We start from the raw sequence: 16648 nt of genomic DNA on the forward strand, positions 1-16648 counted from the left end.
CTTGTCAATACGAGTTTATACATTTCTTCTAATGTAGGTTTTTTTATATATAAACATTCAAAAAACTATGGACATTTTAACAATAATTATTGCTGGAATTATAGGATTAGCTGGCGGATTTGGGATTGCAAAATTCATTGAAAAAAGTAACGTTTCTAACTTGATTAAAAATGCTAAAAAAGAAGCAGCATCAATTTTAAAAGATGCAAATCAAGAAGCAGAGAACATCAAGAAAGATAAAATTTTACAAGCAAAAGAAAAATTTATTGAATTAAAAGCTGAGCACGAACAAGTTATCCTTTCAAGAGACAGAAAAGTTGCCGAAGTTGAAAAAAGGGTTCGTGATAAGGAATCTCAAATTTCAAACGAATTGGCAAAAGCTAAAAAAGTTAACGACGAGTTTGAAAGTAAAGCTGCTGAGTATCAAACTAAAATTGAAGCTTTAGACAAAAAATCGGCTGAGATAGAAAAAATGCACAAATCTCAAGTAGAACAACTTGAGGTAATTTCTGGACTTTCTGCAGACGATGCAAAAAATCAATTAGTGGAAAGCTTAAAAGCTGAAGCCAAAACTAATGCTATGGCTTATATTCAAGAAACTCTTGAAGAAGCTAAATTAACAGCACAACAAGAAGCTAAAAAAGTAATCATCAATACAATTCAACGTGTTGGAACAGAAGAAGCTGTTGAAAACTGTGTTTCTGTATTTAATATTGAATCTGATGATGTAAAAGGACGTATTATTGGACGTGAAGGACGTAATATTCGTGCTATTGAAGCTGCAACTGGTGTTGAAATCATTGTAGATGACACTCCTGAAGCAATTATCTTATCATGCTTTGATCCTGTGCGTCGTGAAATTGCACGTCTTGCACTACACAAATTAGTTACTGACGGACGTATTCACCCAGCTCGTATCGAGGAAGTTGTTGCAAAAACACAAAAACAAATTGAAGACGAAATCATTGAAGTTGGAAAACGCACCGTTATCGATTTAGGAATTCACGGTTTACACCCTGAATTAATCAAAATCGTGGGACGTATGAAATACCGTTCATCATATGGTCAAAACCTTTTACAGCACTCACGCGAAGTTGCTAAACTTTGTGGTTTAATGGCTGCTGAACTTGGACTAAACGTAAAACTTGCTAAAAGAGCTGGTTTATTACACGATATAGGAAAAGTTCCAGATACAGAAAGTGATTTACCACACGCATTATTAGGAATGCAATGGGCTGAGAAATATGGTGAAAAAGAAGAAGTTTGTAATGCAATTGGAGCTCACCATGACGAAATTGAGATGAAGTCATTATTATCACCAATCATTCAAGTATGTGATGCTATTTCGGGAGCTCGTCCTGGAGCTCGTCGTCAAGTTTTAGATTCATATATCCAAAGATTAAAAGATCTTGAAGATATCGCTTATGGATTTGGCGGTGTAAAAAGTGCTTATGCTATCCAAGCTGGTCGTGAACTACGTGTAATTGTAGAAAGCGAAAAAGTATCTGATGAAATGGCTTCTAAATTATCATTTGATATTTCTCACAAAATACAGACAGAAATGACTTATCCTGGACAAGTAAAAATCACTGTTATTAGAGAAACTAGAGCAGTTAACATTGCTAAATAAGAAAAACACACATAAAAACAAAAAGACCGCTAATGCGGTCTTTTTTATGATTTCTTTTTAAAATAAACTTTAAAAACTGTTCCCTCACCCACAACACTGTCTACTTCTATCTTGCCATCCATCGCCTCTACTTGATTTTTAGTTATATACAAGCCAATTCCTGTTGAATTTTCATTTCTATGAAATGTTTTATACAATCCAAAAATAGAGTCCCTGTATTTCTCTAAATCGATTCCCAATCCATTATCCTTTACACACAACACATCAAACCCACCTTCTTCTTCAACATAATATTCAATCATAGGTCCTTTTGACGGATCAGAATATTTTATTGCATTAGTTGTAAGGTTCAGCAAAATACTATCTAAATAAGCCGGAATAAACCATACTTTTAAGTTATCTGGGATTCTGTTTATTATTTTTACTTCGCCTTTTCTAATATCATCACTTAAAAGCAATACAACTTTGTTGAAATACTCTAAAACATTTAAATTTTGACTTTCAATATTTGTCGAAACCTGAATATTTACCAATTCCACTAAATTTTCAATAGTTGTTGTAAGCTCATCTGAAACAATTCTAATACTCGACAAGGTCTCTTCTGTGGTTAAATAATCTTCAGCATGCATTTTAAGAAGCGAACTTAAATTACCTGTATGATTTTTTAAATTATGAGAAACTATGTGCGCAAAATTTAATAATTTACTTTTTTGATTGTTTACCAAATCAAGTGTTTCCTGTAACTTTTGTTCTCTAATTTTTTGAGAGGTAACATCTGTATGCGTTCCAATGATTCTTAATGGTGTACCATCTGTATCACGAGAAATCACTTTACCCCTGTCAAGAATCCACTTATAAATTCCGTTACATAATACTCTATGATAGGTTTCATAATAAGGGATTTTCCCATCAAAATGCTCTTTTATATTACCAAAATAAACATCAAGATCATCTGGATGCACTAATTCATCCCATTTTTCTGGGTTCGAAATTAAATCAAGACCACTATTTTCCAGCTCGAGTATTTTTAATGATTGTGCCGAATAAAAGACCTCATTCGTAACCATATTCCAATCCCAAACACCAATTCCTGAAGCTAAGTTAGCAAACTGACTTCTCGCTTCAGATATTTTATATTCTGTTTCTTGGTATTTTAAAGATGTAACATCACTATTAGTCCCATAAAATGCTATACCGTCAATAGTACGTTCACAACTTCCTACAACGCGATACCATTTATCCCCGGCTTTTGGTAAAGAAACCCTATAATCAAATTCACAACTTTTAAGAGTATCTATACTTTCAAAAAATACTCTTTTCATTTTCTGAAGGTCTTCTCTGTTGATTCTATTCTCAAAAATTAAATTGGGATTACAGTTTATTTGCTCAAGTGAGTATTCAAAAAAGTCATCGACTAATCCTCGTAAAAAATTAATTGAAACCTTTAAATCTGACGCGAGAGTAAACTGAAAGAATAAATCTTTCTGTTGAGATACAATTTTTTTCAAATAATCATTCTCTAAATCTTCCAAGTAGCCGTTATTCATAGAGAGAAATTTATGGCGGCAATGTACCTAAAAAATTTTAAATCTACCAACTTTCTCATTTACAAGTTGTTTGAAATAAAAAAGCCCAGTAAATACTGGGCTTTTTGTAGCGAGGACGGGAGTTGAACCCGTGACCTCAGGGTTATGAATCCTGCGCTCTAACCAACTGAGCTACCTCGCCATTTTTGTTGGTCTCACATCCTTGCCGAATGCGGGTGCAAATATAAGACTATATTTAAAGCTTGCAAATATATTTTTAAAAATTATTTATTTTAAAAATTATTTTTTTTTCTATCCTATATTATATATATTACGCCAAATTTAATACCAATGGACAACAAAATACGTTACGAACTAGAGTTCCCAATACATTCATCTCCGCAATTACTTTATCAATATATTTCTACGCCTTCAGGACTGCAAGAATGGTTCGCAGATAACGTAAATTCACGTGGCGAATTTTTCACTTTCAAATGGGACGATTCAGAAGAAAGAGCACGTCTTTTTTCTAAAAAAAATGGAGAAAAAATAAAATTCAGATGGGTTGATTCTGAAAACAAAGACACTGAATATTATTTTGAATTAAGAATACTTGAAGACGACATCACAAAAGATGTATCGTTGATGGTAGTTGATTTTGCTGAACATGATGATTTAGACGAAGCTAAAATGCTGTGGGAAAACCAAATTTCAGACCTAAAACATGTTATTGGTTCTGTTTAGCATTTAAAAATTATTAGACTTATATTTGTCCCGCTTTGTAATTAAAACATAGCGGGATTTTTTATGCAAAACTCATTACTTCACAATCGCGGATTTCTTTACGGCGATGCTTTATTTGAAACTGTTAAAATTTTAGACGGTAAAATTCTTTTTTTAGAAGATCATTATTTCAGATTAATGGCATCAATGAGAATTTTAAGAATGGAGATTCCAATGAATTTTACTATGGAATTTTTTGAAAAGGAAATACTCAATGAAGTAAAAAAAGAACAATTTGAAGCATCTGCAAGAGTAAGAATAACTGTTTTTCGTAAAGAAGGTGGTTTTTATTTACCAAAAGACAACAACATTGAATATGTTATTTCAGTTTCAAAAATTGAAAAACCAATCTATCAGATAGAAAACTCATCTTATGAAGTTGATATCTTCAAAGACTTTTACGTTTCAAAACAATTGATTTCTACACTTAAAAGTACTAACAAAATAGTTCAAATTACTGGAAGCATTTACGCAGATGAAAATGGATTAGACAATTGTATCTTACTAAATGAAGATAAAAATGTCACCGAAGCACTTAACGGTAACATTTTTATGCTTAAGGACAACAAATTGATTACTCCTCCAATTTCAGAAGGATGTCTTAATGGAATTATGAGAAAGCAAATTATTGCTTTAGCAAAAACAATTGAAGGCTTAACTGTAGAAGAAGTAAATATTTCCCCTTTCGATCTACAAAAGGCCGACGAATTATTTATTACCAATGTGATTAAAGGAATTCAACCCGTAACCAAATACAGGAAGAAAGAGTTTGAAACAAATTTATCTCAGACTTTAATTTCTAAATTAAACACTAAAATACGTTTAGGTTAATTGTAAATTGGATTTTCTGGCGCGTTTGACCAAATGAGGTAATCACCTCCTTGTTCGATGATTTTTTCTTTCCAAAAATCTGTAGCCGATTTCCCAATAATTTTGTTTCGCAAACCATTTTCCGAAATGATCCAAGAATTAGCTTCTAACTCATGTTGCAATTGCTCTGCGTCCCAACCCGAATAGCCAAGAAAAAATCGAACATTTGACCTGCCTATTTTACCTTCATTAATAAGGTTTTTAGCATGTTCAAAGTCTCCTCCCCAATAAATTCCTTCAGCTATTTCAATACTTTCAGGAATTAATAATGGGACATTATGAATAAAGTACAAATTATCCTGTTCTATTGGACCTCCATTATAAATTTTGAAAGTTGCATCAATTTCAGGAATTAAATCGTGAAGTGTATAACCAAGTGGTTTGTTTAGGATAAATCCTACAGAACCATCTTCATTATGATCTGCCAACAAAACCACTGATCTATTAAAAGATAAGTCTCCTGTAATAGAGGGTTCTGCTACCAGTAAGTGCCCTTTTTTTGGTCGTACAGAAATCATAACATTAAGATTTAGACTTAAATTTAACAATTAATTTATGTAATTCCCAAATAAAATCGTTAAAAAGCATAAAAAAAGCCACGCAAAGCGTGGCTCTATTTCTTTATGCAAACTATTATTTGTTTACTGCACCTTCTAATTCAGCACCAGCTTTGAATTTCACTACGTTTTTAGCAGCAATTTTGATAGTTTTTCCTGTTTGAGGGTTTCTTCCATCTCTTGCAGCTCTCTTAGATACTGACCAAGATCCAAATCCAACTAAAGATACTCTTCCACCTTTTTTCAAAGTACCTTCAACATTTTCTAAAAATGATTCTAAAGCTAATTTAGCAGCAGCTTTTGTAATCCCTGCGTTAGCAGCCATAGCATCGATTAAATCTGATTTGTTCATAATTGTTATTAATTGATTGGTTAATATTAATACTTACACTTACAAATTTAATAGGATTTCCTTACTATACAACAGTTTAGGCGATTTTTTGTTGTTTTTGTTAATAACTCAAGTAATTTGTTGATAAACAACACTTGTTTTCCCTACTAAAACCGCGAAACCCTTATTTTATTAGCCTTAAACAGCCTTAGCTTGATCAGAAAAAGTCATCCCGTTAAGCAATTCATGAATCAACATTTTCTTTTTCCCAGGAAATTGAATTGAAATTACGTGAATAAATCCGCCAGAAACTGCAATTTTCATTTCTTTTTTTGTTGTCACAACACTCCCAAATTCTAAATCATGGTCTACAACTTCCTTTCTTACCTCATATATCTTAACATTCCATTCTTCATCACCATCTTTAAAAAAACAATATGCTGATGGATATGGACTCAAACCTCGTATCAAATTATAAGCCTCATCAATTCCTCTATTGAAATCTATTTTACAATTTTCCCTATCTAACTTGTAAGCTGTTTTTATTTCTGGAGTATCTTGTTGTATTATAGCAGTCACATCACCTTGACTTATTTTATCTAGAGTCTCAACAACAGCCTCGCAACCTAAAACCATTAGTTTATCATGCAACTCTCCAGCCGTTTCATTTTCTGATATATTAATTTCTTTACTAAGAATCATAGCGCCGGTATCAATTTTCTCATCAATAAAAAATGTAGTTACACCAGTTTTAGTTTCTCCATTAATTATGGCCCAATTAATAGGAGCAGCTCCTCTATAATTTGGTAAAAGCGAAGCATGTAAATTAAATGTTCCGTATTTAGGCATAGCCCAAACCACTTTAGGAAGCATTCTAAAAGCAACAACCACTTGCAAATTTGCATTAAGCGATTTTAACTCTTCTAAAAAATCTTCACTTTTTAAATTAGAAGGCTGCAATAATCTCAATCCTTTTTCAATTGCATATTCTTTTACTGCCGAATATTTTATTTTTTGCCCACGTCCTGCAGGCTTATCTACAGCGGTTATGACTCCAACAACTTCGTGTTTACCATCTTTTACTATTGCATCTAGGATTCCCACAGCAAATTCGGGAGTACCCATAAAAACAATTCTTAATTTTTCCATTATTTTACTATTGTAAATTGATTTCTACTATTAATAGAAACCATATTATATTCTAACAACTTTTTAACCACCTCTAACACTTGCTCTTCACTTACTCCAACCAATGAGACTATTTCTCTAGTTGTCATCTCTTTTTGTTGTAAAAGATTCATTATCTCAAACTTTAAATCTTCAACAGGAGTTTTTTTTACTTTTTTAGAAACACAATAAGAACAAACTCCACATTCATTACTATTTGTTTCTCCAAAATATTCCAGAAGCAATTGACTTTTACAACTTGTCTCATTTAAAACATATTTTATCATTGCTTGCATTTGTTCCTTTTTCACCGAATTTTGGTTTTCCAAATGTTTTGATATTCGATTAATTGTTCTCTCATCTTCACGGACTTCTAAAAAAACAATTTTAGACTCATTGTGCTGAAAAAAACAGTCAACTATATTTAAATTTTTAAGTTTCTCCAGCAAATTTAGCACTTTAACTTCTGACGTCCCTGTTTTCTTAGCTACAAAAGCACAATTGATGTTAATTTGAAGATCAAAAATCCCTGGATAACTTCTTAAAATTGTCGAAATAATTGGTTCATCATCAGGATTGAGACTTATGTAACGAATAACTTCTTTAGATTCCAATAAAAACTGAACTTGTACTTTTTCTGAAAATTCCTGAGAAAGACTTATCACTCCTTGTCTGTCTAAAAACTGAAGGGAATTAAATGTTTTTAAAACTGGAAATTTATATTGTAAACAAAACTGATTTAAACTAAAAGGAAATTCATCATTAATGCCTTCCCCATATGCTATTTGAAAATAATTACAGAGTTTTAGATAAACTTCTTTGAGAAACTTAACATCTGGCAATACATTTATAAACTGATTTTCAGCCTGAATGATATCTGAAGGTGAACTTATTAAAATTGCAAATGCCTTTTCTCCGTTTCTACCAGCTCTCCCCGCTTCCTGATAATAGCTTTCTAAATTTTCAGGCAGGTTTATATGAATAACTGTTTTCACATTGGGTTTATCAATCCCCATTCCAAAAGCGCTTGTAGCAATCATAACAGGGCTTTTATCTGTAAGCCACAAGTTCATGTTTTTCTCTTTTTCTTTTAAAGGTAATCCACCGTGATAAAAAGTGGTTTTAAAACCTAAATCGGCTAATTTTTGAGCATATTCATGACAGTTTTTCCTATTACGAACATATATAATTGAAGACTCAGGGTTTTTTTGAAGAATTTGATTGAGTTTATACAACTTATCTTCGGCTTTAATAATATGATAACCTAGATTTTCTCTAGCGAATGACTTCGAAAAAAGATTCGGATTTTCTAATCCTAACAAATTAATAATATCTATTTGCACTCTTGGAGTAGCTGATGCTGTTAAGGCTATAAAAGGAATCTTAGGAAAATGAGTTTTTAAATTTTTAATTTTCAGATATGAAGGTCTAAAATCATGACCCCATTGCGACACACAATGTGCTTCATCAATTGCCACTAAACTTACAGGTAAACTTTTAATACGTTCCAGAATCCAATCTTGTTCAAGGCGCTCTGGTGATAGATACAAAAATTTATAATTCCCAAATTGGCAATTATCTAACAATTGCAGTATTTCATCTGTTTTAATACCACCAGTCAATGCTATAGCTTTAATATCCCTACTTTGCAGTTGAGCCACTTGGTCTTTCATTAAAGCAATCAAGGGAGAAACAACAAGACAAAAACCATTAAAGACCATTCCAGGAACTTGAAAACACAATGATTTCCCACCCCCTGTAGGCATTAACCCAAAAGTGTCCTTACCTTTTAATACTGATTGTATTATTTCATCCTGAACAGGTCTAAAAGAAGAATAGTTCCAATATTTTTCAAGAATTTGTAATGCTTGCTGCATTCAGAAGTATTTAAAGTCTAAAAATAAAAAGTTTACTTATTTAAAACAAACTTTTTAAAATTAAAACTATACTGACTATTTAAGGTGAGTAAAAATAAAATCGATACGCTCATTTACAGTTCCAATAGGCACTTCTATAAGTTTGTAACCGTATTTTGCATAGGTTTCCTTAAGATGATCGTAGATAATCTTAGCCTGCTCAAAGTTTTCATAACGAGCTTGATCACTCACATATATATCTTCCCAAGGTGGTAGAACAAATACTTTACTGTATTTACTATCATGGCAACTTTCATCAAAATGTTGAGGGTATGTATCTCCTATAAAATGCATATAAGCCAAGACATCTGGCACTCCTCTATCTATAAAAACCTGTGTACTTTCTTCTTTAATAGCGCTTTGATATTGCTTTATTCTACCTTCTAAAAGCATCTGACTGAACAACAAAGGTTCTGTCAAAAACAACTGATCAATTCCTTGTCTTTGTGCTTCTAGGGTAACTTCACGGGAAATTTCAGGATAACATGTAAATCCCTTTTCGATTAGTCCTTCAATAATCGTTGTCTTTCCAGTACCTGGTCCGCCAGTAATTACAATAATTTCCTTTTCCAAAACTCTAAAAATAAAGGTGCAAACTTAATCAAACTTATTGGTTTTTGAAAATTGAATTTACATTCGATAATTTCTAATTTCAAAAAGCTTATATTTGCGTTTATTTTAATGCAGAAGATGGATAAAAAAACAACCGAATTTTACGAAAGATTAAAAGAAGAACTTAATTCGACCACAAAAAAATGGCCTTCTGAATACTTATACAAATTTATTGTTCCCAGCGATATTGAAAAAATTGCACAAGTAGAAGCGGCTTTTAACAATTTGGGAGCTATCATTGAAACTCGTGAATCAAAGAATGCTAAATTTACAAGTATTTCTATAAGCGTTTTGCTAAATAACGCCGACGAGATAATTAAAAAATACCAAGAAGTGTCAACAATTGAAGGGATAATATCTTTATAAATGGATAAAAAATATATTCGAGAAAATGCTAACGAAGTAGTTCAGAATTTAGAATACAATTCTGAACGCAAATCGCTTATTATACCTGAATACGGACGTCATTTACATAAGCTAATTGATCAAGCATTGGCTATTAAAGAAAAAGAAGAGCGCAATAAAATGGCGAAATACATTATTTCCGTTATGGGAAGTATGAACCCTCATTTGCGTGATGTTCCTGATTTTCAACATAAACTTTGGGATCAATTATTTATAATGTCTGATTTTTCTTTAGATGTAGATTCTCCCTATCCAATTCCTTCTAAAGAGGTATTGAAGATGAAACCAGACCCATTGAAATACCCACAAAATTTCCCTAAATATCGTTTTTATGGAAATAATATTACTTATATGATTGCAAAAGCAAACGAATGGGAAGAAGGCGAAATGAAAAACGCTTTAGTTCGTGTTATTGCAAATCATATGAAAAAATCATATTTAAGCTGGAATAAAGACACTGTTACTGATGCTGTTATTTTTGAGCATTTGTACGAATTATCAGGAGGTAAATTTAACCTCACTACTTCTAGCGAAGAGCTTTCCAATACTCAAGATTTGATGCGTACAAACAAACGCATGTCTAACAAAATTCAAAACAACAATAATAACAACGGAAAGCAAAAAAATCAAAAAAATGGCCCTAAAAAACCATTTATAAAAAACAATAACAATCCTAAATAATTAAGAGACAACACATCTCATAATTAATAACTTATAACTCATAATTTAAAATGGGAACATTTAAAATTGAAGGTGGTATACCACTAAAAGGAACTGTTCAGCCACAAGGTGCAAAAAATGAAGCGTTACAAATATTATGTCCTGTTTTATTGACTTCCGAAAAAGTAAGGATTACAAATATTCCTGATATCATTGATGTTAACAAGCTAATTGTTCTTTTAGGTAATTTAGGTGTAAAAATTCAAAAAAACGGTCCTAGTGATTATACTTTCCAAGCCGATGAAGTAAATATTGAATATCTTAAAACCGAAGCCTTTAAAAAAGAAGGTGGAAGTTTAAGAGGATCTATTATGATTGTAGGCCCGCTTTTAGCACGTTTTGGTTGTGGATACATTCCTAAACCAGGAGGAGATAAAATTGGACGTCGTCGCTTAGACACTCACTTTGAAGGTTTCATTAATCTTGGAGCAAAATTCAGATACGAGAGAGCTGATCATTTTTACGGAGTAGAAATAGACGGAAGATTACAAGGAGCGTATATGTTACTTGACGAAGCTTCGGTTACTGGTACTGCAAATATTGTTATGGCTGCTGTTTTAGCAGAAGGAACTACAACTATTTATAATGCTGCTTGTGAGCCTTACTTACAACAGTTATGTAAAATGCTGAATTCGATGGGTGCTAAAATCACTGGAATTGGATCAAACTTACTAACTATTGAAGGAGTTGATAAATTAGGTGGATGCGAACATAGAGTCTTACCAGATATGATTGAAATTGGTTCATGGATTGGTCTTGCTGCTATGACAAGAAGCGAAATCACTATTAAAGATGTTAGCTGGGAAAATTTAGGTGTTATTCCAAATGTTTTCAGAAAATTAGGAATAACTTTAGAGAAAAAAGGAGATGATATTTATATCCCTGCTCACACAGACGGATACGAAATTAAAACAGACATTGACGGTTCAATTTTAACTGTTGCCGATGCTCCTTGGCCTGGATTTACTCCAGACTTATTAAGTATTGTATTAGTAGTTGCAACTCAAGCTAAAGGAGATGTTTTAATTCACCAAAAAATGTTTGAAAGCCGTTTATTCTTCGTGGATAAATTAATTGATATGGGAGCAAAAATTATGCTTTGTGACCCACATAGAGCTGTGGTAATGGGACACAACTTCCAATCACAACTAAAAGCAACAACAATGAGTTCACCAGATATTAGAGCTGGTATTTCATTACTAATTGCAGCTTTGACAGCAAAAGGAACAAGTACAATTCAAAACATCGAACAAATAGACAGAGGTTATGAACGTATCGATGAGCGTTTAAGAGCTTTAGGTGCTAATATTGTTAGAGCGTAATATTTTGAATATGTAATTATATAAAATTCCAAATTCCGATACATAATTGGAGTTTGGAATTTCTTTTTCAACCAAACCAAAATGGAAACCTACATTATTATATTTCTTTGCATTGCCTCTTTTTTTGCTGGATTTATTGATGCCATTGCTGGTGGTGGTGGATTAATTCAAACTCCTATTGCTTTAATTCTTTTACCTAATCAGCCAATCGCTAATTTAACTGGATCATTAAAAGTTCCAGGTATAACAGGGACCAGTATTGCCTCTATTCAATATTTAAAAAATGTAGATATGAATTGGAGACTATTGTTTATAATGACATTTTTTTCATGCTTTAGTGCTTTCTTTGGCTCCTATGTTCTTACGATTGTGAATAATGACTTTATGAAGCCATTACTGTTGGTAATCCTAATTTTATTAGCCATTTACACATTCATAAAAAAAGATTTTGGAAGCCATAAACCTAAAGAAATTTCAAACACTAAAGCAATATTTTACGGAATCCTAATTAGTGCTTTTGTTGGCTTTTATGATGGCTTTATTGGACCAGGTACTGGAAGTTTTCTTATTGTTGCTTTTATTTTTGTTCTCGGATTGGATTTTCTTCATGCATCAGCCAATGCAAAACTCGTAAACATCGCTTCAAACATAGGTTCATTAGCTTTATTTATTTCCAAAGGAAAAATACTTTGGTTAATGGCTTTACCAATGGCTGTTTGTAACGGTTTTGGCGGATGGCTAGGAGCAAAATTGGCAATAAAAAAAGGGAACGGTTTTATTCGTATCTTTTTTCTTGTTGTGGTTATTGGCACTCTAATTCGCCTAAGTTATGATGTGTTTTTAAAAAATTAATTCAGAGCATTTAATATTTTCAAACCGAAAACAATTCCGTCTTTTTGAATTGTGCTTTGATACGAACGAACATAATCAATTCTGAATAATTTAAATTTACCAAAACCTAAATTATCCAATCCAACTGAAAATTCCTGATACGGATTGATTCCTGGCAATGATAAGTTATGATACCCTAAAATCATATTCACTTTTAGTAAATTAATCAGTGGAATTTTATTTGCGATAAAACCTTTATCATCATATTCTGCATGGGCTTCAAAAAAAGAATCATTCGTGCTGTATCTATAATACGGCATCATATTAAACACGCTCAAATATCTATCTGATTGACCAATGTGTGTCTGATTTCCATTGAAATGTTTATAATCAACAAAAGAAATATTATCACCATTAAAAAATTTTCCAGCAGTTATATTCAAGCCTAAATTCCCTTTGTTACCAAGAAGAAAATCATGTGAAACTCTTGAGGCTAGATAATCAAAATTGTATTGTGATTTATTTCCTGCAAATCCTTTTTCATAAGTCAAATAAACTGTTGGGTACTTATCGTTTGATAAATTAAACTTTCCATCGGGTCTTGACCAATACTCTTGAGCGAAGTTTATTTTTCCGGTAATTCTTCCTTTAACTAAATTATGCTTCGTGATTATTGAATTTTCATAATCAAATGGAAACAAAGGATTATTAGATGTATATACCTTATCTTTTTTTACAATGGTAAAATCAGTATTATTAAACAATGGCTTTCTTTCTGAATATTCCAAATTAGTAAATACCGAAAATCCATTTAAAACTTCCTGACTGTAACCTACATTTACAAAACTCTTGTCGTAAAGTTTCATAAAATTATTTTTAAAGAATAAAGTACTAACCGAATTCACAATATTTGAAATCGGGTTATTTGGATTAAACTGAACAATATCTCTTCCTCCAGAAAAAGTTAGCAAAGCATCATTAACATTATTGAACTTTTTAGAAAATTCTCCTTTTATTCTCAGCTTATTTTCTTCAAAACCATAATTAAACACAAGACCTGCAGAAGTGTAAGTCCTATCATCTTTATTAGTCTTCAAATAATTTAAGCCAGTACTCAAAGCATACCCTTGAACAGTATTAAATCGAATACTGGTTAAGAATCCTGTATAATTCAAAGACCAATCCTTATAAGAATTTTTATAACTATAACCACTTACAACATCAAACAAAGAAAACTTATTGCTTTTTTTATCTATCGAATCAAGATATTTTTTTGATTGTCTCAAAGTTTGGATACTATCTTTTCTAACATAATCAGTACTTTCTTCATTAGTTAAAGGAACTGGCCTTATAGTATTCCAAAAATCATTGTCTTTTTTATTAGAATCTTTCTCAAAAGAAAGAACCTCACGAGTAAATGTTTTTTTATCAAAAGTAGGTTCGAACTCAAAATTACTGTAGACATAAGTAAACCTTCCTGAAAGATTAATTCCTAATAATCCAGCAACAAAATCCAAACTCTGAGTATTCTTTGTCCAAATTTTATCTTTTTGATTGTAACTAAAACTTTGTTTTAAAATTAAATTATCCAAAGCTGGAGTTTGCATTCGGTATCCTTTTATATTGACATCTACAGCATAAATAGCCCAAGAATCTTCTACAATATATATATAACCTTCAACCACTGGTTCGGTGTCTCTACGAGGTATAACCTTAATTTTATTTACTTGTTGTTTATCTTCTGTAAAAAAACTTCCATCGATTTTAAATTTATAATATGAAAAGGCATTATCACTTATTGGTGAAATAATATTTACTTGAAAAGGAAGATAATTTTCATAAAAATCAAATTCGACACTTGCCGCGTTATTAAAACTAAAACCATTGTTTTTACCAGCAACTTTTGAAGCCACAATTGTTTCCTTCATTTTATCTGGCTTTTGAAAACTAAGTTTGGAAACTGTCTCTGATAAATACAAAATCCCTGTTCGAGTTGAATCTAAGGCACCGTCAAAATCCCCTAAATCTTGACCCAGAATTTTTTTAGGAGCATCTTTAATTCGCATTAATCCTCTTGAATAAAAATCGGCTTTATACTTAGCTGTTCTGACAGAATTTTCTTTTTTTGAAGCAATAGCATTGCGAATAATTTGCTTTGCAGGATCTTCTTGATTACTAACCACAACTTCATTTAAAGTGTATCTTTCCTCAGCCAATTTTACATTAAGTTCATGCGGGAAGCTTTCAATAGTAACTGTAACTCTTTTGGTCTTAAAACCTAAATACTGAAAAATTATAGTATACTTACCTTTTTGTTTTAAATTAAGCTCATAAAATCCTTTTTCATTTGTTGTGGTTCCATTATAAGTATTATCTACTAAAACTGTTACTAAAGGAAGTGGATTATTATTCTCATCGGTAACCAAACCCTTAATTTGAGAATTGGAAAAAACAGAAAACAACAAAAAGGCGATTAAAAAAAGGTTTCTCATTTTTAGATTTTTCTTTAAAGACGTAATTTAATAAAGAAAGGTTGCTTTTATAAAAAAGATTGTATTGCCAATTCGTAACTTTGGAGTCCAAAACCTATAATTATTCCTTTCGCATTCGGAGAAATATAAGATTGATGTCGAAATGTTTCTCTTGAAAAAGTATTTGATATATGAACTTCAACTACTGGAGTTGTAATTGCTTTTATACAATCACCAATACCAATTGAAGTATGAGTATAAGCTCCCGCATTCAGAATAATTCCGTCATAATCAAAACCAACTTCTTGTAATTTGTTAATAATTTCACCTTCTATATTACTATGAAAGCACTCTAAGTTAACTTTTAAATACTTAGATTTCATAGTTTTAAAAAAAGTATCAAAATCTTGATTACCATAAACCTCAGGTTCTCTTTTTCCTAATAAATTTAAATTAGGGCCATTTATAACAAGTATTCTCACAATTAGTATTTTGAGTAAATATAGGGGTTTTCTTCTAATTTGAGTTTGTTCCTCAAATTCTTCATTTAAAAAAAACTTCTCTAAAAAAATTGAACTACAATCAAAGTGCAATCCTTACGGCTTCTTTAAATGGATTTTTTGTATCTAGAAATATTGCATTTCTACTAAAAAAACAACTACTTAAAGCGATATAATTTCAAACTTAAAAAATTGTTAACAACTATTCAATACAAACAATAATCTGAATATCAATATATTATAATTTAATGTTACCAATTTTAAATCTATAAACAAATGAAAAAAGTATTGTTAACAACATTAGTACTATTCACTTTTGGATTTGCTAATGCACAAAAAGTAAAATTTGGAGCTAAAGCTGGTTTGAATCTTTCAAATTTGAGCTTTTCTGAAGGAAGTGATCCTGATTCAAAAATTGGATTCCACTTAGGAGGTTTTGCAGAAATTGGTCTTACAGACAAATTTGCAATTCAGCCTGAATTATTATTCTCAACTCAAGGTGCAAAAACAGAAGAATCTGAGAGTTATTCAATAGGAAGTTATTACTATTCTTATAATGAAGAAAATAAATTCAACTTAAACTACATCAATCTCCCAGTTATTGCTAAATTTTATGTAATAAAAAGTTTAGCTTTAGAAGCAGGTCCACAAGTTGGTTTTTTAGTTGGAGCAAAATCCAAATATGAATGGTCTGAAAATGACGGTGGAGACATAATTTCTGGATCAGGTGAAAGAGATATCAAAAAAGAAGTAAAAGGAACTGATATCAGCTTCAACATAGGGGCGTCTTACAATTTTACCGATAATCTTTTTGCTGGTTTAAGATACAACATAGGTTTGACAGATATTGATGATACAGCTTCAAATAATGAAATTAAAAATAATGTTCTATGTCTATCAGTTGGCTATAAATTTTAATTTACAAATAAAATCTTATCTAATCCATGCATAAAACACAGCAAACATAAATTATTGATTATCAAGTTCATAACAAAAAATTAAGGAAA

General features: G+C 31.4%; 16 protein-coding genes and 1 tRNA gene. 8 read left to right on the forward strand and 9 right to left on the reverse strand.

Going from position 1 to position 16648, the window contains the following annotated elements:
* The first annotated feature begins 67 nt into the window (after nt 1-67).
* Entirely contained in the window at nt 68-1630 is a 1563-nt protein-coding gene (gene rny, locus LJY17_RS08400; protein WP_264543392.1) for a ribonuclease Y, read from the forward strand.
* Nucleotides 1631-1674: 44 nt separating this feature from the next.
* On the opposite strand, the gene LJY17_RS08405 is transcribed toward rny, so the two are convergent.
* Together LJY17_RS08405 and LJY17_RS08410 are read right to left on the reverse strand one after the other, a co-directional pair.
* Nucleotides 1675-3177 carry a sensor histidine kinase gene (locus tag LJY17_RS08405; RefSeq protein ID WP_264543393.1) on the reverse strand — a complete coding sequence of 501 codons (1503 nt, stop codon included), beginning with the start codon at nt 3175-3177 and terminating at the stop codon, nt 1675-1677.
* 107 nt (nt 3178-3284) lie between these two features.
* Nucleotides 3285-3358, reverse strand: a tRNA-Met gene (locus tag LJY17_RS08410).
* A gap of 149 nt (nt 3359-3507) precedes the next feature.
* Here LJY17_RS08410 and LJY17_RS08415 point away from each other — a divergent pair.
* Nucleotides 3508-3900 carry an START-like domain-containing protein gene (locus LJY17_RS08415; RefSeq protein WP_264543394.1) on the forward strand — a complete coding sequence of 131 codons (393 nt, stop codon included), beginning with the start codon at nt 3508-3510 and terminating at the stop codon, nt 3898-3900.
* Nucleotides 3901-3963: 63 nt separating this feature from the next.
* A complete protein-coding gene (locus LJY17_RS08420; protein ID WP_264543395.1) occupies nt 3964-4770 on the forward strand; it encodes an aminotransferase class IV in 807 nt (268 codons plus the stop codon).
* Here the strand turns inward: LJY17_RS08420 and LJY17_RS08425 are convergent.
* The 5 genes from LJY17_RS08425 to LJY17_RS08445 all read right to left on the reverse strand — a co-directional run bounded on the left by LJY17_RS08425 (nt 4767) and on the right by LJY17_RS08445 (nt 9353).
* On the reverse strand, nt 4767-5327 hold the full coding sequence (locus LJY17_RS08425; RefSeq protein WP_264543396.1) for a YqgE/AlgH family protein: 561 nt from the start codon (nt 5325-5327) through the stop codon (nt 4767-4769). The genes LJY17_RS08420 and LJY17_RS08425 overlap by 4 nt on opposite strands.
* Before the next feature lie 115 nt (nt 5328-5442).
* The gene (locus LJY17_RS08430) at nt 5443-5718 is read right to left on the reverse strand and encodes an HU family DNA-binding protein (protein WP_264543397.1); all 276 of its coding nucleotides are present in this window, start codon (nt 5716-5718) and stop codon (nt 5443-5445) included.
* 177 nt (nt 5719-5895) lie between these two features.
* Complete coding sequence (fmt, locus tag LJY17_RS08435; protein WP_264543398.1) at nt 5896-6846, reverse strand: methionyl-tRNA formyltransferase; 951 nt, start codon at nt 6844-6846, stop codon at nt 5896-5898.
* Nucleotides 6846-8741 (reverse strand): RecQ family ATP-dependent DNA helicase, encoded by a 1896-nt coding sequence (locus LJY17_RS08440; RefSeq protein WP_264543399.1) that lies wholly within the window; start codon nt 8739-8741, stop codon nt 6846-6848. Before LJY17_RS08440 ends, fmt begins: the two co-directional genes overlap by 1 nt.
* Nucleotides 8742-8816: 75 nt before the next feature.
* Nucleotides 8817-9353: an ATP-binding protein gene (locus LJY17_RS08445; protein WP_264543400.1), complete on the reverse strand. Its 537-nt coding sequence runs from the start codon at nt 9351-9353 to the stop codon at nt 8817-8819.
* Nucleotides 9354-9470: 117 nt separating this feature from the next.
* Here LJY17_RS08445 and LJY17_RS08450 point away from each other — a divergent pair, with 117 nt between their 5' ends.
* From LJY17_RS08450 to LJY17_RS08465, 4 genes are all read left to right on the forward strand, one after another.
* Nucleotides 9471-9758: a DUF493 domain-containing protein gene (locus LJY17_RS08450; protein WP_264543401.1), complete on the forward strand. Its 288-nt coding sequence runs from the start codon at nt 9471-9473 to the stop codon at nt 9756-9758.
* Nucleotides 9759-10478, forward strand: a complete 720-nt coding sequence (locus LJY17_RS08455) for a DUF4290 domain-containing protein (RefSeq protein WP_264543402.1) — start codon at nt 9759-9761, stop codon at nt 10476-10478.
* Nucleotides 10479-10528: 50 nt separating this feature from the next.
* Complete coding sequence (gene murA / locus LJY17_RS08460; protein WP_264543403.1) at nt 10529-11839, forward strand: UDP-N-acetylglucosamine 1-carboxyvinyltransferase; 1311 nt, start codon at nt 10529-10531, stop codon at nt 11837-11839.
* Nucleotides 11840-11920: 81 nt separating this feature from the next.
* A complete protein-coding gene (locus LJY17_RS08465; protein WP_264543404.1) occupies nt 11921-12691 on the forward strand; it encodes a sulfite exporter TauE/SafE family protein in 771 nt (256 codons plus the stop codon).
* Here the strand turns inward: LJY17_RS08465 and LJY17_RS08470 are convergent.
* Together LJY17_RS08470 and aroQ are read right to left on the reverse strand one after the other, a co-directional pair.
* Entirely contained in the window at nt 12688-15162 is a 2475-nt protein-coding gene (locus tag LJY17_RS08470; RefSeq protein ID WP_264543405.1) for a DUF5686 and carboxypeptidase regulatory-like domain-containing protein, read from the reverse strand. The genes LJY17_RS08465 and LJY17_RS08470 overlap by 4 nt on opposite strands.
* A 47-nt stretch (nt 15163-15209) precedes the next feature.
* Nucleotides 15210-15623 carry a type II 3-dehydroquinate dehydratase gene (aroQ, locus tag LJY17_RS08475; protein ID WP_264543406.1) on the reverse strand — a complete coding sequence of 138 codons (414 nt, stop codon included), beginning with the start codon at nt 15621-15623 and terminating at the stop codon, nt 15210-15212.
* Nucleotides 15624-15917: 294 nt separating this feature from the next.
* Between aroQ and LJY17_RS08480 the strand changes: the two genes are divergently transcribed.
* Nucleotides 15918-16559 (forward strand): porin family protein, encoded by a 642-nt coding sequence (locus tag LJY17_RS08480; protein ID WP_264543407.1) that lies wholly within the window; start codon nt 15918-15920, stop codon nt 16557-16559.
* Nucleotides 16560-16648: the final 89 nt, after the last annotated feature.

The organism is Flavobacterium hankyongi (assembly GCF_036840915.1).
Classification (GTDB): Bacteria; Bacteroidota; Bacteroidia; order Flavobacteriales; family Flavobacteriaceae; genus Flavobacterium; species Flavobacterium hankyongi.

Bases quoted from the DNA above. Each gene is read 5' to 3' on its own strand.
- LJY17_RS08425 (WP_264543396.1), bottom strand. From the start codon at position 5,327: ATGATTTCTGTACGACCAAAAAAAGGGCACTTACTGGTAGCAGAACCC.
- LJY17_RS08440 (WP_264543399.1), bottom strand. From the start codon at position 8,741: ATGCAGCAAGCATTACAAATTCTTGAAAAATATTGGAACTATTCTTCT.
- LJY17_RS08405 (WP_264543393.1), bottom strand. From the start codon at position 3,177: ATGAATAACGGCTACTTGGAAGATTTAGAGAATGATTATTTGAAAAAA.
- LJY17_RS08480 (WP_264543407.1), top strand. From the start codon at position 15,918: ATGAAAAAAGTATTGTTAACAACATTAGTACTATTCACTTTTGGATTT.
- fmt (WP_264543398.1), bottom strand. From the start codon at position 6,846: ATGGAAAAATTAAGAATTGTTTTTATGGGTACTCCCGAATTTGCTGTG.
- LJY17_RS08450 (WP_264543401.1), top strand. From the start codon at position 9,471: ATGGATAAAAAAACAACCGAATTTTACGAAAGATTAAAAGAAGAACTT.
- murA (WP_264543403.1), top strand. From the start codon at position 10,529: ATGGGAACATTTAAAATTGAAGGTGGTATACCACTAAAAGGAACTGTT.
- LJY17_RS08455 (WP_264543402.1), top strand. From the start codon at position 9,759: ATGGATAAAAAATATATTCGAGAAAATGCTAACGAAGTAGTTCAGAAT.
- LJY17_RS08430 (WP_264543397.1), bottom strand. From the start codon at position 5,718: ATGAACAAATCAGATTTAATCGATGCTATGGCTGCTAACGCAGGGATT.
- LJY17_RS08415 (WP_264543394.1), top strand. From the start codon at position 3,508: ATGGACAACAAAATACGTTACGAACTAGAGTTCCCAATACATTCATCT.
- LJY17_RS08465 (WP_264543404.1), top strand. From the start codon at position 11,921: ATGGAAACCTACATTATTATATTTCTTTGCATTGCCTCTTTTTTTGCT.
- LJY17_RS08420 (WP_264543395.1), top strand. From the start codon at position 3,964: ATGCAAAACTCATTACTTCACAATCGCGGATTTCTTTACGGCGATGCT.
- LJY17_RS08470 (WP_264543405.1), bottom strand. From the start codon at position 15,162: ATGAGAAACCTTTTTTTAATCGCCTTTTTGTTGTTTTCTGTTTTTTCC.
- rny (WP_264543392.1), top strand. From the start codon at position 68: ATGGACATTTTAACAATAATTATTGCTGGAATTATAGGATTAGCTGGC.